This is a genomic window from Pseudomonas sp. FW305-7 (assembly GCF_058786735.1).
On record NZ_JBYSZA010000001.1, the window covers coordinates 478,574 to 499,433 of the forward strand.

A 20,860-nucleotide genomic window follows, 5' to 3' on the forward strand; every position below is an offset into this window, starting at 1 on the left:
AACAATGAAACATGCTTTCGGCGCCCTGCTTCTTTTCTGCCTGACCACCCACGTATTCGCTGACGGGAATCCTGTCGGTTTTCAGCTCTCGACCCTGGCGGACGCGAGCAATGAGCGTCCGTTGGAAATGGTCGTCTGGTACCCAGCCGGTGCAACCACTGCCGCGCCGGAACTGGTCGCCGACAACCCGGCGTTTGTCGGTGTAATGGTCGCGAAAAATGCGCCACCGGCTGCCGGTGAACACCCGTTGGTAGTGCTCTCACATGGTTACCGCGGCAATTGGAGCAACCAGGCATGGCTGGCCAGCGCGCTCGCGCACCAGGGTTATATCGTCGCGGCGGTCAATCATCCCGGCAGCACCACGCATGACCGCAGCCCTCAGGCGGCGGCACAGTTATGGCTGCGTCCTGCGGATGTCAGTCGAGCCATCGATGCGGTGACGGCACAGCCTGAAAAGTTCGGTACGGTCGCGAAACCTCGCATTGCCGTCGTGGGCCACTCTCTCGGCGGCTGGACCAGCCTGGAAATCGCTGGCGCACGTTTCGACACCGAGCGTTTCACCGAAGACTGCAAAGCCCATTCGCAGTTGGCCAGTTGTTCCGTCTATCAGCAGATGAATCCCGCCAGCAGAGCGGATTCGAAGACTCGACTGGCCGCCGACTTGCACGACAAACGCGTCTCTGCCGTGGTTTCACTGGACCTCGGTCTGTCACGTGGTTTCACCGATGCCAGCCTTGCGGCACTGCCTGTTCCGGTACTGGTCATCGCAGCGGGCGTGCCGTCGCAAGACCTTCCCGCTCAGCTTGAGTCCGCCGATCTGGTCAAGCGACTGCCGAAAACATCGAGCCAATACGTCGAGATCAGCGACGCCAGCCACTTCAGTTTCATGTCGCCATGCAAGCCTGGCGCGATGGCAATGCTCGAAGAAGACGCACCCGGCGACGGCATCATTTGCACCGATGGCGACGGCGGACGCGCGCGCACGGAAATCCAGCAACAGACGATTTTGCTGATCAGCGAGTTTCTGGCGCGCTCTGCTGCGGATTGAAATAGGTCGGGTATTTATCACCAATAAGGGAACACGCCACACAGGGCATTTCCCTTATAGCCATACAGAAGCGGCCCCCAATACATGAACGGCCCACACGCATAAAGAGGATTGGACATGTGCTGGCCGCTCTGCAGCTTGCACACCGGCAACTTCAACGGGATGGGCACGACCGCCCAAAGCGTAATCCCGCACCATTCTCGCGGGGTCTCGGCAGCGACGGTTTGCTGCTCAGAGTGCGGCAGCGGGCCCAGCGTTGAAACCGACGCTCCGACACAGCCGGTCAGCATCAGTATCAGGGCGGTCAGGCAGGAAATGGCTTTGAGGGGAAGTTGACTTCGCATTGCGGGTTTTATCCGTAAATCCAATCGCCCGGCGCTCCAATCGACAGCGCCAGCATCCTTGAGGGTGAAAAAGCGGCGATTGTAACCGCCTGATGAAAAAAGAAATTATCGGGTCTCTGGTTTATTTTCCCGTGACCAGAAAAGGCTCGACGCCTGTGCATATCGTGATGTAACGATAAATCGGACTGGCATCCATCGGAATTTTTCCCTACGGTGGTCATCTGTTCTCAGCCAGTCACGATGAGGTCCGTTTCATGAGCAAAACGCCCTACGTTCCGCCCAAGGTCTGGAAAAATGAAGCGCCGTCCGGTGGTCAGTTCGCCAGCATCAACCGCCCGATTGCCGGGCCGACCCACGAGAAAACGCTGCCGGTCGGCAAGCATCCGTTGCAGCTCTATTCGCTGGCCACGCCCAACGGGGTGAAGGTCACTATCCTGCTCGAAGAGCTGCTGGCGCTGGGGCACAGCGCCGCCGAGTACGACGCTTGGCTGATCCGCATTGGTGAGGGCGATCAATTCTCCAGCGGTTTCGTCGAGATCAATCCGAACTCGAAAATCCCTGCACTGCTGGACCGCAGCGTCGAGCCGCCGATTCGGGTGTTCGAGTCAGGCTCGATCCTGCTGTATCTCGCGGAGAAGTTCGGCGCATTCCTGCCCAAGGATCCGGCAGGACGCACCGAAACCCTCAACTGGTTGTTCTGGCAGATGGGCGCTGCGCCTTACCTGGGCGGCGGGTTCGGGCATTTCTATGCCTATGCGCCGGAGAAAATGGAATACCCGATCAATCGCTTCACCATGGAAGCCAAGCGCCAACTGGATGTGCTGGATCGACGTCTGGCCGAAAGCCCCTACCTGGCCGGCGAGCACTACAGCATCGCCGATATCGCGGTCTGGCCCTGGTACGGGCAGTTGGTGCGCAACAATGTTTATTCGGCGGCGGAGTTTCTCGCGGCCGATGAGTACATCCATGTGCAGCGCTGGGCAGAGGCTATCGCCCAGCGCCCGGCGGTCATCCGTGGGCAGCGCGTCAACCGCACGTGGGGTGATGAAGCGAGCCAGGTTCCTGAACGCCATGACGCTGAAGACCTGAGCTGATCCAAGCGTTCCCCTCCCTCTGACCGCGCCCGATCAAACTTCATGTTGATCGGGCGCGGTCGCGCAACTTGGCCCTTCTGCACCCTCTACTGGATCTACTGATTTCCACCAGTGGCTTTGATTTGCGCCGTGGCGGTGATCGTTTCCCTACGCCGCAAATGTGAAAAATTTGTTAACCAATTGAAGTCAGTACCTTTCTTCAACCGAATCAATCTGACATGCTAATGCGAATACTTCTTACATGCATGTGCATCAGATTCGTTTTGGTAATTTTTGGGGAAGCAGATTGATGTCGTTTCACACCCGCCACCGCCGTTCGAACCTCTCACCCAACCTGCTGGCACTCGCCATTGGCATGGTCAGCCTCTCATCCGTTTCAGCTGATGAAGCTCCACCGCCATCGCCGGAAAATGCTGCCCCTCCCGCCACGCTGGAACTCGGCGCGACCGAGATCGGTGCTACCCAGATGAGCAGCACCACCGAGGGTTCGCAGTCTTACACGACTGGCCCCATGCAGACCGCGACCAAGCTGTCGCTGACCATGCGCGAAACGCCTCAAGCCGTCACCGTCATCACCCGTCAACGCATGGATGATCAGGGCATGACCAGCATCAACGACGTGGTGCGCGGCACGCCGGGCTTGTTCCTCAACCAGTCCAGCGGTCCGGGCCGACAGGCTTACAGCGCACGCGGGTTCGACATCGACAACATCATGTACGACGGCCTGCCCAGCTCCTATCAACCGTATTCGATGGCGGTGCAACCGAACCTGGCGATGTTTGACCGGGTTGAAATCGTTCGCGGCGCCACCGGCCTGGTCACGGGTGCCGGCAACCCGTCAGCCGCCATCAACATGGTGCGTAAACGCCCGACGGCCACGCCCCAGGTGACGCTCACCGGCGCGGCTGGCAGTTGGGATGATTATCGCGGCGAGATCGACGCTTCCGGCCCTTTGAACGACAGCGGCACGCTGCGTGGCCGTGTGGTGGGCTCCTATCAGGGCGCCGACAGTTTCCGCGACAAGGAACAAAACGATCACGGCCTGTTCTACGCCATCGGTGAAGCCGACCTGAGCGAAAGCACCACCGCGACTCTGGGTTTCTCCCGGCAAAATGAACAGACCAACTATTTCTGGGGCGGGTTGCCGATCGGCACCAACGGCCATCACCTTGATCTGCCCCGCTCCACTTACCCCGGCACCGACTGGGAAAACAAGAAACTGCAGATCGACACGGTCTTCGGCGAAGTCGAGCATCGCTTCGACAACGACTGGAAACTGCACGTCGCCGGTTCTTCCTCGACGCTCAACGGCGAGTTCTCCGGCACTTACCTGTCGCGCTACAACGGCCCGCTGGAAACCACCGCTTACCAATCGCACAACACCGACAAGCAAAACGCTTTCGACGGTTTTGCCAGCGGCCCGTTCGAAGCCTTCGGCCGCACCCACGAACTGGTCGTCGGCTCCAGCCATCGCGTCTACGATGCGACCTCCAAGGAGTACGATCCGTACACCACGGCCTGGCCGATCGGTGCGCCAAAGCCGGACTTCGTGCGTGGCGGCAAAACGCGCAGCGTTGCCACTCAGGACGCCGTTTACCTGACCACCCGTTTGAGCCTGGCCGATCCGCTGACGCTGATCCTCGGCAGTCGCCTGGACTGGTATGACTACGATGACCGCACCGGCGACGGCGACTACAAAGTCACCCGCAACCTGACCCGTTATGCCGGCCTGATCTACAAGCTGGACGAGCATCATTCCGTCTACGCCAGCTACACCGACATCTTCACCCCGCAAACCTCGAAGGATCTTTCCGGCAAAGTGCTGGACCCGATCGTCGGTGAAAACTACGAAGTCGGCATCAAGGGCGAATATTTCAATGGCGCCCTCAACGCCAGTCTGGCCGTATTCCAGATGGACCAGACCAACCGCGCAACCCTGGCGGAAAATCAGTTCGGTTGCCCGGTCATGACCTGCTACAACGGCTCAGGCAAAGTGCGCAGCCAAGGCATCGACATGGAACTGCAAGGCGCGCTGACCGAAAACTGGCAGCTGGGCGCTGGCTACACCTACACCCGCGCGCACTACATCAAGGATGAAAACCCGGCCAACAATAATCAGAAATTCAAAACCGACACACCCGAGCACCTGTTCAAGGTCTCGACGGTGTACCGCTTCCAGGGCCCGCTACAAAAACTCCGCGTCGGTGGCAACGTCTACTGGCAAAGCCGCATGTACAACGACGTCGCGCTTGCCAATGGCGGCAACTATCGACTCGAACAAGGCGGCTACGCGACCACCGACCTGATGGCCGGATACGAACTCACCAAGCACCTCGACCTGCAAGTCAACGCGAACAATATCTTTGACCGCGTCTACTATTCCGCCATCGGCAGCAACATCACGTGGGGTTCCAACGACAACTACGGCAATCCGCGCAGTTACATGCTGACCGCCAAATACAAGTTCTGAGTCGCGCACGCCGTCGACGACACTGGCCAAGGGCGCCCCGGAAAATCCGCGGCGCCCTTGGCGTTCCTGCACCTGACCCATTAGCAATAGGCGACAAGAAGCGATAGTCTCTGCCCGACATCATCGCGAAGCGCCCCCATGACCAACCCAGAGTTCACACCAGACATTGAAGCCATCCGCAGCATTGATGCGGTGCCCGTGATCCTGAGCATGGTCAAGCACCTCACCGGCATGCGCTTCGCCGCTGTGGCTCGGGTCACCGAAAGGAACTGGGTGGCCTGCGCGGTCGACGACTCCATTGATTTCGGGCTCAAACCCGGTGGCGAACTGGTACTCGAATCGACCATCTGTCACGAAATCCGCCAACACAAACAACCCGTGATCTTCGGCCATGCCAGCCTGCATCCGCTGTTTTCGCAACATCACACGCCGAGAACCTATGGGCTGGAGAGCTACATATCCATTCCCATCGTCAAAGCCAACGGCGATTTTTTCGGCACGCTCTGTGCGATCGATTCCGTACCGGCCAATCTGGACGAACCGGCCATTGCCAAGACGCTGACGCTGTTCGCCCAACTGATTGCCATGAGCCTCGACACGCAAAGTCGTCTGCTGGCCACCAAAACAGAGTTGGATAGCGCCAATGAGCTGGGCCGGCTGCGCGAGCAGTTCATCGCAGTGCTCGGGCATGACCTGCGCACACCGCTGAGCGCCATTCGCATGAGCGCCGACCTGCTGGAAAGCAAGACCGAAGACAAACGCTCGCTGAATTTCATTGCGGCAATCCGCAACAGTTCGGTGCGCATGGGGGTGCTGATCGAAAACATCCTCGACTTTGCCCGGGGTCGCCTCGGTGGCGGGATTCCGGTGCAGCGCAAACTGGTGGACGACTTGCAGCGCACGCTGCTGCTGACCCTTGAAGAAATCAAGGTGACCCATCCACAGGCAATCATCAGCCATGCACTGGATGTACCAGCGGGGGTTTACTGCGACGCGTTGCGCATCAGCCAGTTGCTGTCCAACCTGTTGGGCAACGCGGTCACCCATGGTTCAACCGATGCGCCGATCGTCCTCAAGGCCTACGCCGAGAACGACGAGATTGTCATTTCGCTAACCAACCAAGGCACGCCGATCCCAGCGCAATTGATGCCACTGCTGTTCGAGCCTTTTTCCCGGTCAGAAGCCGGTCAGCGCTGTGAAGGCCTGGGCCTGGGGCTTTACATCGCCTCGCAGATTGCGGCGGCACACAACGGCACGTTGAGCGTGACCTCGGACGTTGAATCGGGAACGCGATTTGTGGCGCGGTTCCCGGCACAGTTCAAATGGGTCTGATCCCCCGCCCCGCCCTTACGCCGTCTGCCGACGCATCGTCAGGATGGCCGCACCAAAGCCGATAAAGGTCGTCCCCACGACTCGACTGACCCAGCGCGACAGCGCGGGCCGGGTCAATACGCCTTTGGCCCGCGATGCGATCGCGGCATAGACGCTCAACGACGACACCGATAACGCCATGAAGATCGCGGTAAGGATCAGAAATTGCGGCAGCAACGCCGCGCCCTGATCGATGAACTGCGGGAACAGCGCGGTGAAAAACATCGTTGCCTTGGGATTGGTTACGGCGGTCAGAAAGGCTGATTTGTAGAGCTTGCCGTGAGTCGGGCGCGGCTTGTTCGCGTCGCCCTCAAGAGCGTCCGGGAGCATCGGGCCCTTTTTGAACAACTGCTTGACCCCGAGGTAGAACAGGTAGCCGGCGCCGATGATCTTCACTGCATTGAACAGCCACTCGGAACTCGCCAATACAGCGCCCAAGCCGAGCATGGCCGCGGCTGACAGGCAAAACAGACCACTGGCATTGCCCAGTGACGACCAGATCGTGCTGCGTTGCCCGTGGGCCAGACTGTTGTTGATCGCCATCAGCGTGGCGGGGCCGGGGCTGGCGATGGCGATCGCAGCGACCAGGGTAAACGCCAGAATCGAGTGAGAATCCATTTTCAATGCTCGTGGTAAGTGGTGGACTGCATATTACAGGAGCCGGGCGCGCTGTCAGGCCCGGCTGCTTGCTTTTCAACGGCTATGACTTCCTCTGAGCCACGATTGCCTGCCGAGGAGAGCGCTATCCGCATGGACACGCGTGATCGTTTCGAACCCGCAGAATCTGCCTACAGGCCGCGTCTACCTTCGGGGGGGTCGACAAACCTCCGCTCAGCTACCACCATTGCCCTCTCCTTAAAAATGACAGCGAGGCGTGTAATGAGCCAACCGACTATTCGTGCGTTGATCCTGGATGACTACGCCAATAACGCCTTTCGTGAAGCGCAGATCAGCCGCCCGCAGCCGCAAGCCCATGAAGTGCTGGTGCGTGTCGTCGCCAGCGGTGTGAACCCGATCGACTACAAGATTCGTTCCGGCAATGCGCCGTACGCCATGCCGGAACTGCCGGCGATTCTCGGCACGGACATGGCGGGTGTCATCGAAGCCGTAGGCGCCGACATCCAGCATCTGGCCGTGGGTGATGAGGTTTACGGGATGGTCGGAGGCGTGCGCGGCTTGCCCGGCTCACTCGCCGAATACATCGCTGTGGATGCCGATCTGGTGTCGCGCAAACCCAAGAATCTGGACTTTCGCGAAGCGGCAGCGATCCCGCTGGTGTTCCTGACGGCCTGGGAAGGTCTGGTGGATCGCGCCCATGTCCAGGCCGGGCAGAAAGTGCTGGTGCATGGCGGTGCCGGCGGTGTCGGTCACATGGCGGTGCAGATTGCCAAGGCACTCGGCGCCGAGGTGTTCGCCACGGTCTCGCCGGGCAAGCGTTCGATTGTCGAAGGCTACGGCGCCACAGCCATCGACTACCGCGACGTGCCGGTCGAGCAATACGTGAATCAGTACACCGCCGGCAAAGGTTTCGATGTGATCTACGACACAGTCGGCGGCAAGAGCCTCGATGACGCTTTTGCTGCGATTCGCCTGTATGGCCACGTCACCAGTTGCGCGGCGTTCGGCACCCACAACCTGGCCACCGGCTCGCTGCGCAGTGCGACGCTGTCGGGGATTTTTGTGTTGCTGCCGATGCTTACCGGTACCGGACGCAAGCACCACGCCGAGATTCTCGGTTATGCCACGCGATTGATCGAGGAAGGCAAGGTCAAGCCATTGCTGCATTCGCAGCGTTTTACCCTGAGTGAGGCGCGTCAGGCCCATGATGCGGTGGAGCAAGGCACGGGCGTCGGCAAGGTGGTGATCGATATCGTCTGAACCTCAACGATTGCAGGCAAAAAAAAGCCCCGCGACCGAATGAAGGCACGGGGCAAAAAATTGGTTGGTTGCGGCCAACCAAAGGAGCTCTGTCAGATACGGTGAACGGGTGAAATCAGATGCAGTCCTGAGCCGCCCGCTCAAAACTCGACGGCAGGAAGTTCGAGGCCAACAGGTGACGTTCATAGAGAAACACCTTGCCGCCGCTGCCGGCCTTGTAAGCTTCCAGCACGTTGTCCGCCGCCACCTTGCTCGGAACGACGATCCGGTAGCTGCGCTGGGTCTGCGACACAGTCGGGTTCAGTGCGCTGCCCTGCAGCTTCGGCACCACGCAATCGGCGTACTGAGCCGGCGTCTTGCGGGTCTGCAGCGTCAGGGTCGGGTCGTTCGGCGCGGAGGCGCAACCGGCAAGCAACAAAGAAGCAACTGTCATGGCAGGCACGAATAAAGGACGCATCGGTGTAATCCTGAAAATAAAGGTTCGGTTCAACCGGCAACGGTCCAGCTTCACGGCGCCGCCGCTGCCTTTTATGTTTTAAGTGTTCAGCTTGCGGACACCAACGCCTTGAGTGAGCTGTCGAACTGCTTCAATGCGTTGAGTTGCAAGTCCCGTTGTTTCTCGATCTGCGCAGCGATTTGCGGCGCTGCCTGGTTGTGGACCCAGACCGATGGCAGCTGTTTTTCCACCGCCCCTTCGGCCTTGCCGATGTATTGCAGGTCGGCATCGTAGAAACGTGCAGTGAAACGCGCTTCAACCAGGCTGTTGCGTTGGGTCAACAGGCGATTGAAGGTGTCGAGCTTCACCACCACATCCGGATGGGCCTGAATCAACGCATCAAGGCTGTCGTAAACGGTCACGGACAAAAACTGTTGCTGCAGCGAACTCACCAGCCAGTCGATGGCCAATTCCGGATCGGAGCTTTCGACGAAGGCTTCGCGAATCCGCGAGTCGAGCGCATCTTTCGCGCCGTTGACCGCCATGTCGTGGTAACGCTCAAGGTATTGCAGGTTGTCCAGGGTGTTTTCGCTGTACAACACACCGACGGTCTGCGAGTGCTGCAACGTGGCACTGCTGCCCGTAATGGTTTGAAAATGACACGACCGGGCATCGTCTGCGTAGGTCGGTGCAGCGGCAGCGCCCATCAGCAGTGCGGCCAGCGCCAGTCGAGTCAGAATGTTCATCGCGCAAATTCCTTGAGCTGCGTTTCGATGGAGGCGATTTTCCGCCCATTGCCGCGAAAGCAGAACTTGCGTTTCGTGATGGTCACTATTACTTCTAGCGATAGTTGCTCGACGTGCAGACTGATACACACTCAAACACAACTAGAAAAACATGAATGAGGAACCCTCCTTGAGAACGTTTGACCTGATCCGAGATGCCGTTCTGCCCGATTTTCGCGAGCGGGTGGCTGAATACCTGGTCCAGTACGAAAGTGTATTGCTCAATAGAAACGACGCCGACCCGCAACTCATTCGGGACACCGCCCATGAGTTGCGCGGTTACTTGCGCGGCCTCAACACCACGCGGGTATTGGGTATGGCGTACTGGGAGGAGCTGGATCGACGGGTCGTCGATACGTGGCTCGCGCCGGACGAATGACCGACTAGACTTTCCGGGCTGCCAATGTCCCTGTCTGTTCACCCGGAGGTGTCCCATGAGCAACACCGAACCCACAACGTTCAACGGCTGGGCCGCGACCGCTGCCGGCGCGCCACTGGAGCGTTACAGCTATGACCCCGGTGCATTGGGCGAAGAAGAGGTCGAAGTCGCTGTGGAATATTGCGGTGTCTGCCACTCCGACCAGTCACTGATCGACAATGACTGGGGCATCAGCCGCTATCCGTTCGTCCCGGGCCACGAAGTGGTGGGCAAGATCGTGCGCATGGGGCCACAGGTACGCGGTCTCGAACTGGGTCAGCGGGTCGGGATCGGTTGGTACAAGGGCAGTTGCATGCACTGCTCGTCCTGTATCTCTGGCTCACAACAACTGTGCGGCACTGCGCAACCGACCATCATCGGCAGCAACGGCGGGTTCGCCGACCGTTTGCGCGCGCACTGGGCGTGGGCGATTCCGGTACCCGAAAAGCTTGATCCGGCGCTGGTCGGGCCACTGTTCTGTGCAGGCTCGACGGTGTTCAACCCGCTGCTGCAATTCGGCGTTAAACCCACCGACCGGGTCGGCGTGGTCGGCATCGGTGGCCTCGGTCATCTGGCGCTGCGCTTTCTCAATGCCTGGGGCTGCGAAGTCAGCGCATTCACCTCATCGCTGAACAAGCAGGACGAAGCCAAACGTCTTGGCGCGCATAACGTCGTCGCCTCAACCGACAGCAACGCGTTGAAAGCGATTGCCGGCACCCTGGACTTCCTGCTGATCAGCGCCAACGCCGACCTTGATTGGCCGGCCATGCTGGCCACCCTGCGCGGCAATGGCCGGTTGCACTTTGTCGGCATTGTGCCCAGCGCCATCCCGGTGCATGTGTTCGACTTGATTCCGCAGCAAAAGTCGCTCTCCGCCTCGCCGGTAGGCTCGCCGGGCACCATGGCGACCATGCTGGAATTCTGTGCGCGGCACCAGATCCTGCCGCAAGTCGAGATGTTTCCCATGAGCAAAGTCAACGAGGCGGTCGAGCATCTGCGTAGCGGCAAGGCGCGCTACCGCGTGGTGCTGGACGCCAGTCAATAAAACAACGGCGCGTCGGCCATTGCCGGACGCGCCGCCCCTCCTGCCAAAACAGCCCCGAACGCTTACAATCGCCCGTCTAACTGACAATCAGACAGGCTCTGCCAGAAATGCCGCTCGACCCTCCTACGATGTTGACCATCTCGATCGCCCTCGCCGCCGCCGCGGCGCTGTATCTGGCGATCGAGTGGCGCAGTATTCGTGAGCCCTCGCTACTGTTCTGGAGCGCTGGTTTCGCCACGATTACCGTGGGTTCAACCCTTGCCCTGCTGCGCAGCAGTGGCTTTGTGTTGATCGGCATCTGGTTCGCCAACGGTCTGCTGGTGACCGCCCATTTTCTGTTTCTGCTGGGTGTTGCACGCTTCACCCAGACACGCCTGTCTCGCGGCTGGTCGCTGATCTTTGTCATTTGGCTGGTCATGCTGGTGTTGCCGGAAGGACCGCTGTGGTCGAAGGTGATGCTGGCGGCCAACTCGCTGCTGGTGGCGCTGTCGACACTCAAGGCGAGTTTTCTGCTGCGCCCCCACGGCAAGTCGCTAAGCGTCGGTGCGGTGCAACTGCGCTACGTCTTGCTGGCCCACGGGATTTTCTATGTTCTCAAAGCGCTGACCGTGATGATTCCCGGCACGCTCATCGATCTGGCGGCGTTTCGTGGCGAGATCATTCAGATCTCGCTGGTCGAAGGCGCCATGGCGATCATGCTGATTGCGCTGTCGATGACCGGCACCGAACGCTACCGCCGCGAAAAAGAGATCGCCCGTCTCGCGGCCCGCGATCCGCTGACGGCCCTGTACAACCGCCGCGCCCTCCAAATGCGCGCACCGCGCCTGTTGCAGGACACCTCGCCGCAACGTCCCGGCGCTCTGTTGCTGATCGATATCGACAATTTCAAACTGGTCAACGACCAGTACGGCCACACCGCCGGCGACCGCTTGCTGATCGCCTTGAGCGAGTTGATCCGCGCGCTTCTGCCCCGTGAAGCGCTGACGGCGCGTCTGGGCGGCGACGAGTTCGTGATCCTGTTGGCCCATGCCTCCAATGAACGCATAGTTGAACTGGGCAACGCCTTGCGCGAGCAATTCCTGACAACCTCTTCACAGACATTCCCGACGCCTGACGCCGTGACGCTGAGCATCGGTGCCACGATTTTCGACACACCGCCCGCCAGTCTCGCCGCACTGATCGAACAAGGCGACGCCGCGCTCTACGAATCCAAACGCGGCGGGCGCAACCGCATTCGCCTGACCGGGCGCACCACTCCAGGATGAGCATCCCCATGTCCAGCTTCGACACCTCACTGCAAGACAGCGCCGCGCCCGAGGGCGTTTGCTATGGCTGCGGCGGTCGCAATCCGCACGGCCTGCACATCAAAAGCCGCTGGCACGAAGACGGCATCCACGTTGTCGCGGAACATCTGCCTGAGGCGCAATACTGCGGCTGGCCGGAACTGGTTTACGGCGGGCTGATCGCGATGCTGGTCGATTGCCACTCCAACTGGACCGCAATGGCTTATCACTACCGCGCAGAAAACCGCGATCCTGGGACCCTGCCGCGCATCGACTGCGTCACCGGCAACCTTGGCATCAAGTTCATCAAACCGACGCCGATGGGCGTAGCGCTGACCCTGAAGGCGAAAGTCGAAGGTGAAGTCGGGCGCAAGACCCGGGTGATCTGCGAGGTGTTTGCAGCGGATGTGCTGACAGCGGTGGGCGACTCGGTATTTGTGCGGGTCGACACCGCGCAGTTGGCAGCGTCGGCGCAGGGACGCTAAGGCCTGACGGCCAGACGAAGAGCTCGATACGCCGTCACCAATTGCTCCTGCGTGAACGCCAGATTGCGCCCGCTCGGATTGGGCAATACCCACACCGCGGCCCCACCAAAGGTGCTGTCCTGACGCCCCCACTGCACCTCACGCTGACCGGACAACGCGGCAAACGCCGCTTTGCCCAGAAACGCGACAAACCCGGGGGCGTAACGCCTGATCTTTTGCTCGAAGTTGGCGGCAGCGGCATTGAATTCATCCATGGACAGCTGATCCGCTCGCGCCGTCGGGCGATCCACGACAGCGGTCAATCCGCAGTGATAGTCCAGAATTCTGCGGTCGTGTTCCGGACGTAATTCCTCAGGCGTGAACCCGGCCAGATGCAACGTGCGCCAGAACCGGTTGCCACGGCCGGCGAAGTGATGTCCCTGTGCGGCGGCCAGCAGGCCGGGATTGATGCCGCAAAAGATCACCGAAAGTTCATTCACAAGAATGTCCTCAAGCCCTTCACCTGCCATACCGTTCCTTTTTTGCTATTTTCACTCGGGCATTGCCCCGTATAGAGCCACGGAAGGTAGCGTAAACCATGGAGCCATCTCAATGAGTCAGCAGATTCGCCTCGCATCCCACTTCGATGCCCAAGCCATAAGCCAAGTCATTGTCGCTGCTTTGCGTGAATCCAACGCCCAACACTACTCGCCAGAAATCATCGATCAGGTGGAGAAAAGCTTTTCTCCTGCGGCGATCCTGCAGTTGTTGAATCAACGTCGGATGTTTGTGGCGACAATCGATCAGCACGTTGTTGCAACGGCCAGTCTTGATCGGGATGTGGTCAGAAGCGTGTTTGTTGCTCCGTGCCATCAAGGCGCCGGAATCGGCAAAAAGCTGATGGAGACCCTTGAGTCAATTGCCATCAAGGAAGGCGTACAGCGTCTGCGAGTGCCCTCCTCCATTACCGCCGAAGCCTTTTATGCCTCGCTGGGCTTCGAGAAAATCCGCGATGAGTTTCATGGTGTCGAACGCACGATCATCATGGAGAAACGCCTGGGCCATTCCTGACGCTACACAGAACTGTGGCGAAGGCTTGTCGGATCGTCGCTGCGTCCCGCCGGGGTGCGCAACGGCCTCTCTTATAAAGAGCGGGCCTGCTGCGCATTCCAGCGGGAGCAAGCTCCCTCGCCACAGGTACTCAGTCACAGGTGTTTCGCTGGTTTGGGTTCAACCCGCCACCCTGACTGCCTCCGAATGCAGCTTTTGGTAGCGCTCGATCAACGCAACGACCTCCTTTGCACCGTAGCAGCGGAATTTGACGCTGCCGGCGTCAGTGTCCAGGCGGATGACTTTGGTAAAGAACCCGCCTTCGTTGCAAACATTGCGAATCAGTTCCAGGGGAATCTCAATGTCCAGCGAGCCTTTTTGCACCATGCGGTTCAAAACATTGGCACTCAGGTGAACCGCCGTCTCGGTCAGCAGCATTTTCCCGCCCACCCACAAACCACCGTAGGCTTTTTCGAAGGACTTCATCACGCGGGCCAACACGTCGACATCGCCGCTGCCGACGATGTCATACACAGCGCCAACCCTGTCGTAATTCACCTCCACACCGGTCACCAGAAAGTTGACCAGCTTCGACTTCACCACTACTCCAACCATCTGCGTGTCTCCATCACTGAGGGCATTCCATTAATTCAGAGGGTTTCGAAAGCCTTGCATCACCACTGCGGCGAGGAAGTGTGCTCCCTCGCCGCAGTTAGTCAGCGCCACAAGTGCCTGCACCATTCATGGTCTCAGGCCGTGAAGTTGGCCCGCGCCGAATGCAGCTTCTTGTAGCTCTCGATCAAGCGCAGATGCCGGTCCAGTCCTTCCAGCTTCATGCTCGTCGGCGTCAAACCATAGAAGCGCACGCTGCCGTTTACCGAACCAATGGCCGCGTCCATGCGCTCGTCGCCGAACATGCGGCGGAAGTTGGTTTCGTAGTCAGCCAGCACCAGGTCCTCGTCCAGTTCCATCTCCAGCACCACGTTCACCGCTTGATAGAACAAGCCGCGTTCGACGGTGTTGTCGTTGTATTGCAGGAAGGCTTCGACCAGGTCTTTCGCTTGATCGTACTTCTGCAAGGCGAGGTAGATCAGCAGGCGCAGTTCGAGGATGGTCAACTTGCCCCACGGCGTGTTGTCATCGAACTCGACGCCGATCAGCGTAGTGATTTCGGTGTAATCGTCCAGTTCGCTGTTTTCCAGGCCCTGGGCGAGGTTACGCAGGCCGACTTTGCTCAGGCTGTGCAGGTTGAGGATGTCGGCACGGAATTGCAGGGCTTTGTTGGTGTTGTCCCAGATCAGGTCTTCGACCGGGTAGATCTCCGAGTAGTCTGGCACCAGAATCCGGCAGGCCTTGGCACCGATGTGCTCATAGACCGCCATGTAGACTTCTTTGCCCATGTCTTCGAGGATGCCGAACAGTGTTGCGGCTTCTTCGGCGTTGGAGTCTTCGCCTTGACCGGAGAAGTCCCACTCGACGAATTCGAAGTCTGGCTTGGCACTGAAGAAGCGCCACGACACCACACCGCTGGAGTCGATGAAGTGCTCGACGAAGTTGTTCGGCTCGGTTACAGCCTGACCCGAGAAAGTCGGCTGCGGCAAGTCGTTCAGGCCTTCGAAGCTACGACCCTGCAACAATTCGGTCAGGCTGCGCTCCAGCGCCACTTCCAGGCTTGGGTGCGCGCCAAACGAGGCAAACACACCGCCGGTGCGCGGGTTCATCAGGGTCACGCACATCACCGGGAATTCACCGCCCAGCGACGCGTCCTTGACCAGCACCGGAAAGCCCTGTTCTTCCAGACCCTTGATACCGGCCAGAATGCTCGGGTACTTCTCGAGCACTGCCTGCGGCACATCCGGCAGGGCCATTTCACCTTCGAGGATTTCGCGCTTGACCGCGCGTTCAAAGATTTCCGATAGGCACTGCACCTGCGCTTCGGCCAGCGTGTTGCCAGCGCTCATGCCGTTGCTGAGGAACAGGTTTTCGATCAGGTTGGACGGGAAGTACACCACTTCATTGTCGGACTGGCGCACAAACGGCAGCGAGCAGATGCCGCGCTGGGTGTTGCCGGAGTTGGTGTCGTAGAGGTGCGAACCGAGCAGCTCGCCATCGCGGTTGTAAATGCCCAGGCAGTATTCGTCGAGGATTTCGGTTGGCAGCGCGTCTTTCGGGCCGGGCTTGAACCAGCGCTCGTCCGGGTAATGCACGAACTCGGCATTGGCGATCTCTTCGCCCCAGAACTGATCGTTGTAGAAGAAGTTGCAGTTCAGCCGCTCGATGAACTCGCCCAGCGCCGAGGCCAGCGCGCCCTCTTTGGTCGCGCCCTTGCCGTTGGTGAAGCACATTGGCGAGTGCGCGTCGCGGATATGCAGCGACCAGACGTTCGGCACGATGTTGCGCCACGAAGCGATTTCGATCTTCATGCCCAGGTCGGCGAGAATCCCCGACATGTTGGCGATGGTCTGCTCCAGCGGCAGATCCTTGCCGGCGATGTAAGTGCCCGCTTCTGAAGTGGAATGCGGCATCAACAGCGCCTGAGCATCGGCGTCGAGATTTTCCACCTCTTCAATGATGAACTCGGGACCGGTCTGCACGACCTTCTTCACGGTGCAACGGTCGATGGAGCGCAGGATGCCCAGGCGATCCTTTTCCGAGATGTCCGCCGGCAGCTCGACCTGGATCTTGAAGATCTGGTTGTAGCGGTTTTCCGGGTCGACGATGTTGTTCTGCGACAGGCGAATGTTTTCAGTGGGAATGTTGCGCGTGTCGCAGTACAACTTCACAAAGTAAGCCGCGCACAAGGCCGACGACGCCAGGAAGTAATCGAACGGTCCCGGTGCCGAGCCATCGCCCTTGTAGCGAATGGGCTGATCGGCGATCACCGTGAAGTCGTCGAACTTGGCTTCAAGTCGAAGGTTGTCGAGAAAGTTGACCTTGATTTCCATGCGGGATTACCAGAATACGGCTAAACGAATGGCGGCCATTATCCGGTTTTTGAGCGGGAAGTCTTGTGCTTTCGGGAATCGCCGCTGACCGGCGCCACGCGGTTTACGGGCCGCAGATGCATGCCCGCAGCGAGTTTTGCGGGTCAGTCGTCAATTGTTGCAAACACGCCAAGGCAAAGACTCGTCGGGTTCACTACGCTTCTACAGATTCGGATCAATGCAATCGCGAAAAAGAATCTGAACATTGTGCACGCGCCACTGTTCCAGATTCAGAAGACTGCGGATCAAGGACGAGCGAATGGATATTTCCAGTTATGCGGCGCCTGCTCCACCCCGGCAAAGCGCCGTCACCCGGCGCCTGGCGGTCGCCTTCGGCGCACTGTTTGTTACGGGCGTGATTGCTGCGACCGTTGCCCTGCTCGGTATCGCCAACCGGCTCGACAGCGAAGAAATCAACAAAACCCGGTTCTATTCCGCTCGCGCCGTGGAAAACCGCATCACTGCGTCAAAAAACTACATCACCAGTTACGCCAACTGGACCACGGCGTATGAGCACCTCGGCGATCAGGTCGACACGAACTGGGCCTATACCGAGCAAAATGTCGGCAAAACCCTGTTCACCACGGACGGCTATGACGGCGTGTTTGTGCTGGATCGCGAGCGGACCAAATACGCGGTGGTTCGTGGGCAAATGCTCGACTCGGACATCTCCGCGTTTCTCGGGGCCAGTGCCGCGTCGCTGCTGGATCAGGTGCAAAGCCAGAGCGATCTGACCCAGGCCGTCAGCAACTACGCACTGTTCGAGGGCTGGCCGGCACTGGTCTCGGCGGCGACGATCCTGCCCAACGATGAACGGCCACTGGACCCCGCGCAGAAAGCCTCGGTGCTGGTGTTCGTCGAGAAGCTCACCCCGACCAAGCTGCGCAAGATCGGCAGCGGTTATGGCTTGAACAACCTGACTCTGGCACTGGATGAAACCCTTGATCCGGCCCGACCTCGGGTATCGCTGGACAACACGGGTTACAGCCTGATTGCAGATCTGGAACGCCCGGGGCGCCAGTTATTGTGGTCATTGCTGCCTACCCTCGGCGCAACAATGGTGGTGCTGATGTTGCTGACCGCGTACTTCTTTCGCCACGCCTTGCGCTCATCGCAATACGTCGACAAAAGTTTTGCAGTGATGCAGAGCTCGAATCTGGCGCTGGAAAGTGCCAACCGTGGACTTGAAGCCAGTGAAGAACGTTTTCGTGCGGTGGCAGAAGCCGCTTCGGACTGGATCTGGGAAGTTGATCGGGATCTGTCGCTGACCTATTTATCGGCACGGTTCAGTGAAGTGACCGGTTATCCGCAAACCTTCTGGCTAGGTCAAGGCATCAGCCAACTGTTGTTCTGCGACACCACGCCGCTGGAACTGTGGCTGAAAAAACTCACTGAAGAAGGCCATGCCAGCGACTTGCGTTGCACCTACCGCGACCATTCCGGCCAGCAACGTCACTGTCGCCTCTCCGCGCGCCCGATCTTCGACAAGCATGCCGTCATCGGTTATCGCGGCACCGCCAGCGACATCACCGACGAAGTCGCCGCCCATGCACAGATCCAGCACCTGTCCATGCATGATGCCCTGACCGGCCTGCCCAACCGCAACAAACTGGCGCGTTATCTGGATGAGGCACTGATGCTTCGCGAGCACGCGCCAGCGCTGTCATTGTTGATGATCGATCTGGACAACTTCAAACCGATCAACGACTCACTCGGCCACCCTGCCGGTGATGCAGTGCTGCAAGAAGTCGCCGCCCGCCTGCGTGAATGCACCCGCGACGACGACATTGTCGCCCGTCTCGGCGGCGACGAATTCGTCGTTGTGCTCAACGGTATGGACAGCCGCCACGAAATCGACAAGTTCTGCACACGCCTGATCGGCAGCCTGCACCAACCGGTGATCTTCGAGGATCATCCGCTGCACATCGGCGCCAGTATCGGCATCGCCCTCAGTCGCCGCCACGGTTTCGCCCCCGGCGAGCTGATCCGTTACGCCGACATCGCGCTGTATCAGGCCAAATCCGAGGGCAAGAACACCTGGTGTTATTTCGAAGCGCACATGAGTGACCAGATCCAGACGCGCCGGCAACTTGAGGACGATATGCGCCACGCGCTCAAGCACAACGAATTCGTCCTGCACTATCAACCGCGCTACAAGGTCGACGGCAAGCAGATTGTCTCGGTCGAGGCACTGGTGCGCTGGCAACATCCAACCAAGGGCCTGCTTGGGCCGGACCTGTTTATCCCGCTGGCGGAGCAGACCGACCTGATCGTCCCGCTCGGTCGCTGGGTGCTGCGCGAAGCGTGTGAGACGGCACTGAGCTGGCCGGAAGACATTCTGCTGTCGGTCAACCATTCCCCGGCGCAGTTTGCCGTGACCGACGTAGTTGAGGATGTCCGCGAAGTGCTGGTTGCCACACGTTTTCCGGCGAGTCGCCTGGAGCTGGAAATCACCGAAAACGTCATGCTCAACGATACCGACGGCGCGCTGACCACCATGAATGCGCTGAAAGAACTGGGGGTGCGCCTGAACATGGACGACTTTGGCACCGGTTACTCGTCACTGGGTTACCTGCGTGCATATCCGTTCGACGGGATCAAGATCGACAAGCGTTTTATCGCCTCGATCAGCAGCGGCGCCAATGACCGGGCGGTGGTGCAAGCCATCATTGGTCTGGGCAAAGCCATGGGCCTGACGGTCACCGCTGAGGGCGTCGAAACCGAAGAGCAACTGGATATTCTTGGCGTGGATCAGTGCAATGAAGTGCAGGGGTATTTCATGAGCCGCCCGATCGACAAAGCGGCGTTCGCACGCCTGTTGCAAACGTCGAGAAGCGCACAGCCGGCGAAGCCGAAAGCAAAAAAAGACCGCTCTCGCAGCGGCCTTAATCTGGAGGGTTTATAACGCCGATCAACCGGTATTCGCATGGGCCGTTTCAGCCGGGTGTCTGATCCGCATCGCCCCGGAACACGCTGCCCGCATCCCGCACCAGTTGCCGCCATTCGGCGCTGGTGATCAGTCCCTGCTCCTCCATTTCATCGGCTGCCTTGAGCAACTCGTCATACTGCTCCTCCGGGTCCATCCGCAGTTGCGACTGCGTCGCCAATTTGCGCCATGCCGCCAGTAATTCTTTCTTGCGCTGATCGAACATAGGTTTTTCTCGTGAAGGACTCACTCGGTAGAAAGAAACGTCCTCCCGGAGGTTCAGCGCAGTCGACGGGCGGATTACCGCACCTGTGATCTTCCTCACATATCCGGCGCTCTGTATCATTCGCCCCCTCCCCCGACGCTGCACACCAAGCCCGCAAGGAACGCGCATGAACTTCTTCAAAAAGCTGTTCACCTCATCGAAAAAACCTGCCATTCAGGCCCCGGAACACGCCGAAGAGCACATCGAGTCGTTCGGTTATGACGACCTGAGCGAGGCTGAAAAAGCCAACTTCGCCGAGCGTGAAGCCAGCCAGAAAGCCCTGGATCGGCATTGGAATGCTATCGGGACCAGCGAAAAAGACGTCCTTGGTTACATGATCAGCCCGAGTTTCATGGGCGGCCCCGACTGGCCATCAACCCGGCAAGCCTACCGCGTGGTGCGTCGTGGTGACTCGATCATCCTCACGACCGAAGGCATGTCAGACCCGTTCGATGGCGCCGAAGGCATGGGCAATGGTTTCGAGATGGAGTTGTTCATCGAAACATCGGACATTCCCGAGCATGCGCTCGGCGCGCCGGGTGACGTCGACCCCTTCCAGCGCAGTTGGGCATTCGAGCTGTTGAAACACCTCGCGGCCGAAGTGGCGCACGCTGGCGGGCTGGTCCATCGGTTGGAGAAATACGGTTCGATGTCGTATGAAATTCCGGGCTTCAGCAAATCGGATTACATGAGCGAACAACTGCCCGCGCATTTCGTCACCGACGACGACATGACCGGCATGGTGATTGGCGCTCCCGAGCCGGATTTCTCCACCCGCATCGATGACATGCCTTTGTCGCCGGTCAGACTGGTCTGCGTGACATTGATCACCGCTGCCGAGCTCGAATACATCCGTACGGGTGGGCAAAGCGCGCGAGATGATCTGGTTGCCCGCCTGAAGGAAGCCGGTGTCGGGCATATCAGCCGTCTTGATCGCGCCAGCGTGGTGTGACCCGGCGCGTCGCTGGCCCGCAGTAGCGTTGTTGCCACCGCGCAGTG

20 protein-coding genes are annotated in these 20,860 nt (G+C 59.4%); 12 read left to right on the forward strand and 8 right to left on the reverse strand.

The features are described from left to right. Window positions 1–4: 4 nt before the first annotated feature. Complete coding sequence (locus AC3WMT_RS02285) at window positions 5–1,048, forward strand: alpha/beta hydrolase family protein (RefSeq protein ID WP_103302303.1); 1,044 nt, start codon at window positions 5–7, stop codon at window positions 1,046–1,048. A 17-nt stretch (window positions 1,049–1,065) separates the two neighbouring features. Here the strand turns inward: AC3WMT_RS02285 and AC3WMT_RS02290 are convergent, their stop codons facing one another. Then, complete coding sequence (locus AC3WMT_RS02290) at window positions 1,066–1,392, reverse strand: hypothetical protein (RefSeq protein ID WP_103302304.1); 327 nt, start codon at window positions 1,390–1,392, stop codon at window positions 1,066–1,068. A 254-nt stretch (window positions 1,393–1,646) separates the two neighbouring features. Here AC3WMT_RS02290 and yghU point away from each other — a divergent pair, with 254 nt between their 5' ends. From yghU to AC3WMT_RS02305, 3 genes are all read left to right on the forward strand, one after another. Beyond that, window positions 1,647–2,486 (forward strand): glutathione-dependent disulfide-bond oxidoreductase, encoded by an 840-nt coding sequence (gene yghU, locus AC3WMT_RS02295; RefSeq protein WP_492577632.1) that lies wholly within the window; start codon window positions 1,647–1,649, stop codon window positions 2,484–2,486. Between the two features lie 289 nt (window positions 2,487–2,775). Then, window positions 2,776–4,956, forward strand: a complete 2,181-nt coding sequence (locus AC3WMT_RS02300) for a TonB-dependent siderophore receptor (RefSeq protein WP_103302306.1) — start codon at window positions 2,776–2,778, stop codon at window positions 4,954–4,956. A 138-nt stretch (window positions 4,957–5,094) separates the two neighbouring features. After that, window positions 5,095–6,288, forward strand: a complete 1,194-nt coding sequence (locus AC3WMT_RS02305) for a GAF domain-containing sensor histidine kinase (RefSeq protein WP_103302307.1) — start codon at window positions 5,095–5,097, stop codon at window positions 6,286–6,288. A 15-nt stretch (window positions 6,289–6,303) separates the two neighbouring features. Here the strand turns inward: AC3WMT_RS02305 and AC3WMT_RS02310 are convergent, their stop codons facing one another. Next, window positions 6,304–6,945: a LysE family translocator gene (locus AC3WMT_RS02310; protein WP_103302308.1), complete on the reverse strand. Its 642-nt coding sequence runs from the start codon at window positions 6,943–6,945 to the stop codon at window positions 6,304–6,306. Window positions 6,946–7,206: 261 nt separating this feature from the next. Between AC3WMT_RS02310 and AC3WMT_RS02315 the strand changes: the two genes are divergently transcribed. Continuing rightward, the gene (locus AC3WMT_RS02315; RefSeq protein WP_103302309.1) at window positions 7,207–8,205 is read left to right on the forward strand and encodes a zinc-dependent alcohol dehydrogenase family protein; all 999 of its coding nucleotides are present in this window, start codon (window positions 7,207–7,209) and stop codon (window positions 8,203–8,205) included. Window positions 8,206–8,320: 115 nt separating this feature from the next. Here AC3WMT_RS02315 and AC3WMT_RS02320 read toward each other — a convergent pair whose 3' ends face one another. After that, window positions 8,321–8,662: a YajG family lipoprotein gene (locus AC3WMT_RS02320; protein WP_103302310.1), complete on the reverse strand. Its 342-nt coding sequence runs from the start codon at window positions 8,660–8,662 to the stop codon at window positions 8,321–8,323. An 86-nt stretch (window positions 8,663–8,748) separates the two neighbouring features. Next, the gene (locus AC3WMT_RS02325; protein ID WP_103302311.1) at window positions 8,749–9,387 is read right to left on the reverse strand and encodes an ATPase; all 639 of its coding nucleotides are present in this window, start codon (window positions 9,385–9,387) and stop codon (window positions 8,749–8,751) included. A 169-nt stretch (window positions 9,388–9,556) separates the two neighbouring features. Between AC3WMT_RS02325 and AC3WMT_RS02330 the strand changes: the two genes are divergently transcribed. From AC3WMT_RS02330 to AC3WMT_RS02345, 4 genes are all read left to right on the forward strand, one after another. Next, window positions 9,557–9,805, forward strand: coding sequence for a hypothetical protein (locus AC3WMT_RS02330; RefSeq protein ID WP_103302467.1), 249 nt, complete (start codon window positions 9,557–9,559; stop codon window positions 9,803–9,805). Between the two features lie 55 nt (window positions 9,806–9,860). Continuing rightward, entirely contained in the window at window positions 9,861–10,889 is a 1,029-nt protein-coding gene (gene ahr / locus AC3WMT_RS02335; protein WP_103302312.1) for an NADPH-dependent aldehyde reductase Ahr, read from the forward strand. A 107-nt stretch (window positions 10,890–10,996) separates the two neighbouring features. Beyond that, window positions 10,997–12,154, forward strand: coding sequence for a GGDEF domain-containing protein (locus AC3WMT_RS02340; RefSeq protein WP_103302313.1), 1,158 nt, complete (start codon window positions 10,997–10,999; stop codon window positions 12,152–12,154). An 8-nt stretch (window positions 12,155–12,162) separates the two neighbouring features. Continuing rightward, window positions 12,163–12,657: a PaaI family thioesterase gene (locus AC3WMT_RS02345; RefSeq protein ID WP_103302314.1), complete on the forward strand. Its 495-nt coding sequence runs from the start codon at window positions 12,163–12,165 to the stop codon at window positions 12,655–12,657. On the opposite strand, the gene mug is transcribed toward AC3WMT_RS02345, so the two are convergent. Continuing rightward, complete coding sequence (gene mug / locus AC3WMT_RS02350; protein ID WP_103302315.1) at window positions 12,654–13,166, reverse strand: G/U mismatch-specific DNA glycosylase; 513 nt, start codon at window positions 13,164–13,166, stop codon at window positions 12,654–12,656. The two genes, AC3WMT_RS02345 and mug, sit on opposite strands and share 4 nt — an antisense overlap. Before the next feature lie 82 nt (window positions 13,167–13,248). Between mug and AC3WMT_RS02355 the strand changes: the two genes are divergently transcribed. Beyond that, complete coding sequence (locus AC3WMT_RS02355; protein ID WP_103302316.1) at window positions 13,249–13,707, forward strand: GNAT family N-acetyltransferase; 459 nt, start codon at window positions 13,249–13,251, stop codon at window positions 13,705–13,707. Window positions 13,708–13,866: 159 nt separating this feature from the next. Here the strand turns inward: AC3WMT_RS02355 and AC3WMT_RS02360 are convergent, their stop codons facing one another. Then, window positions 13,867–14,301 carry a hypothetical protein gene (locus AC3WMT_RS02360; protein WP_103302317.1) on the reverse strand — a complete coding sequence of 145 codons (435 nt, stop codon included), beginning with the start codon at window positions 14,299–14,301 and terminating at the stop codon, window positions 13,867–13,869. Window positions 14,302–14,435: 134 nt separating this feature from the next. Further along, on the reverse strand, window positions 14,436–16,631 hold the full coding sequence (locus tag AC3WMT_RS02365) for an OsmC domain/YcaO domain-containing protein (protein ID WP_103302318.1): 2,196 nt from the start codon (window positions 16,629–16,631) through the stop codon (window positions 14,436–14,438). Between the two features lie 298 nt (window positions 16,632–16,929). On the opposite strand from AC3WMT_RS02365, the gene AC3WMT_RS02370 reads away from it, so the two are divergent. After that, complete coding sequence (locus tag AC3WMT_RS02370; RefSeq protein ID WP_103302319.1) at window positions 16,930–19,575, forward strand: bifunctional diguanylate cyclase/phosphodiesterase; 2,646 nt, start codon at window positions 16,930–16,932, stop codon at window positions 19,573–19,575. Window positions 19,576–19,606: 31 nt separating this feature from the next. On the opposite strand, the gene AC3WMT_RS02375 is transcribed toward AC3WMT_RS02370, so the two are convergent. After that, entirely contained in the window at window positions 19,607–19,822 is a 216-nt protein-coding gene (locus tag AC3WMT_RS02375) for a hypothetical protein (protein WP_103302320.1), read from the reverse strand. Window positions 19,823–19,988: 166 nt separating this feature from the next. Here AC3WMT_RS02375 and AC3WMT_RS02380 point away from each other — a divergent pair, with 166 nt between their 5' ends. Further along, window positions 19,989–20,813, forward strand: a complete 825-nt coding sequence (locus tag AC3WMT_RS02380; protein ID WP_103302321.1) for a suppressor of fused domain protein — start codon at window positions 19,989–19,991, stop codon at window positions 20,811–20,813. Window positions 20,814–20,860: the final 47 nt, after the last annotated feature.

Excerpts from the sequence above, each read along its gene's own strand:
- AC3WMT_RS02325 (WP_103302311.1), bottom strand. The coding sequence starts at position 9,387 with ATGAACATTCTGACTCGACTGGCGCTGGCCGCACTGCTGATGGGCGCT.
- AC3WMT_RS02305 (WP_103302307.1), top strand. The coding sequence starts at position 5,095 with ATGACCAACCCAGAGTTCACACCAGACATTGAAGCCATCCGCAGCATT.
- AC3WMT_RS02345 (WP_103302314.1), top strand. The coding sequence starts at position 12,163 with ATGTCCAGCTTCGACACCTCACTGCAAGACAGCGCCGCGCCCGAGGGC.
- AC3WMT_RS02360 (WP_103302317.1), bottom strand. The coding sequence starts at position 14,301 with ATGGTTGGAGTAGTGGTGAAGTCGAAGCTGGTCAACTTTCTGGTGACC.
- AC3WMT_RS02375 (WP_103302320.1), bottom strand. The coding sequence starts at position 19,822 with ATGTTCGATCAGCGCAAGAAAGAATTACTGGCGGCATGGCGCAAATTG.
- AC3WMT_RS02300 (WP_103302306.1), top strand. The coding sequence starts at position 2,776 with ATGTCGTTTCACACCCGCCACCGCCGTTCGAACCTCTCACCCAACCTG.
- AC3WMT_RS02370 (WP_103302319.1), top strand. The coding sequence starts at position 16,930 with ATGGATATTTCCAGTTATGCGGCGCCTGCTCCACCCCGGCAAAGCGCC.
- yghU (WP_492577632.1), top strand. The coding sequence starts at position 1,647 with ATGAGCAAAACGCCCTACGTTCCGCCCAAGGTCTGGAAAAATGAAGCG.
- mug (WP_103302315.1), bottom strand. The coding sequence starts at position 13,166 with ATGGCAGGTGAAGGGCTTGAGGACATTCTTGTGAATGAACTTTCGGTG.
- AC3WMT_RS02310 (WP_103302308.1), bottom strand. The coding sequence starts at position 6,945 with ATGGATTCTCACTCGATTCTGGCGTTTACCCTGGTCGCTGCGATCGCC.
- AC3WMT_RS02340 (WP_103302313.1), top strand. The coding sequence starts at position 10,997 with ATGCCGCTCGACCCTCCTACGATGTTGACCATCTCGATCGCCCTCGCC.
- AC3WMT_RS02365 (WP_103302318.1), bottom strand. The coding sequence starts at position 16,631 with ATGGAAATCAAGGTCAACTTTCTCGACAACCTTCGACTTGAAGCCAAG.
- AC3WMT_RS02285 (WP_103302303.1), top strand. The coding sequence starts at position 5 with ATGAAACATGCTTTCGGCGCCCTGCTTCTTTTCTGCCTGACCACCCAC.
- AC3WMT_RS02315 (WP_103302309.1), top strand. The coding sequence starts at position 7,207 with ATGAGCCAACCGACTATTCGTGCGTTGATCCTGGATGACTACGCCAAT.
- AC3WMT_RS02380 (WP_103302321.1), top strand. The coding sequence starts at position 19,989 with ATGAACTTCTTCAAAAAGCTGTTCACCTCATCGAAAAAACCTGCCATT.
- AC3WMT_RS02320 (WP_103302310.1), bottom strand. The coding sequence starts at position 8,662 with ATGCGTCCTTTATTCGTGCCTGCCATGACAGTTGCTTCTTTGTTGCTT.
- AC3WMT_RS02290 (WP_103302304.1), bottom strand. The coding sequence starts at position 1,392 with ATGCGAAGTCAACTTCCCCTCAAAGCCATTTCCTGCCTGACCGCCCTG.
- AC3WMT_RS02355 (WP_103302316.1), top strand. The coding sequence starts at position 13,249 with ATGAGTCAGCAGATTCGCCTCGCATCCCACTTCGATGCCCAAGCCATA.
- ahr (WP_103302312.1), top strand. The coding sequence starts at position 9,861 with ATGAGCAACACCGAACCCACAACGTTCAACGGCTGGGCCGCGACCGCT.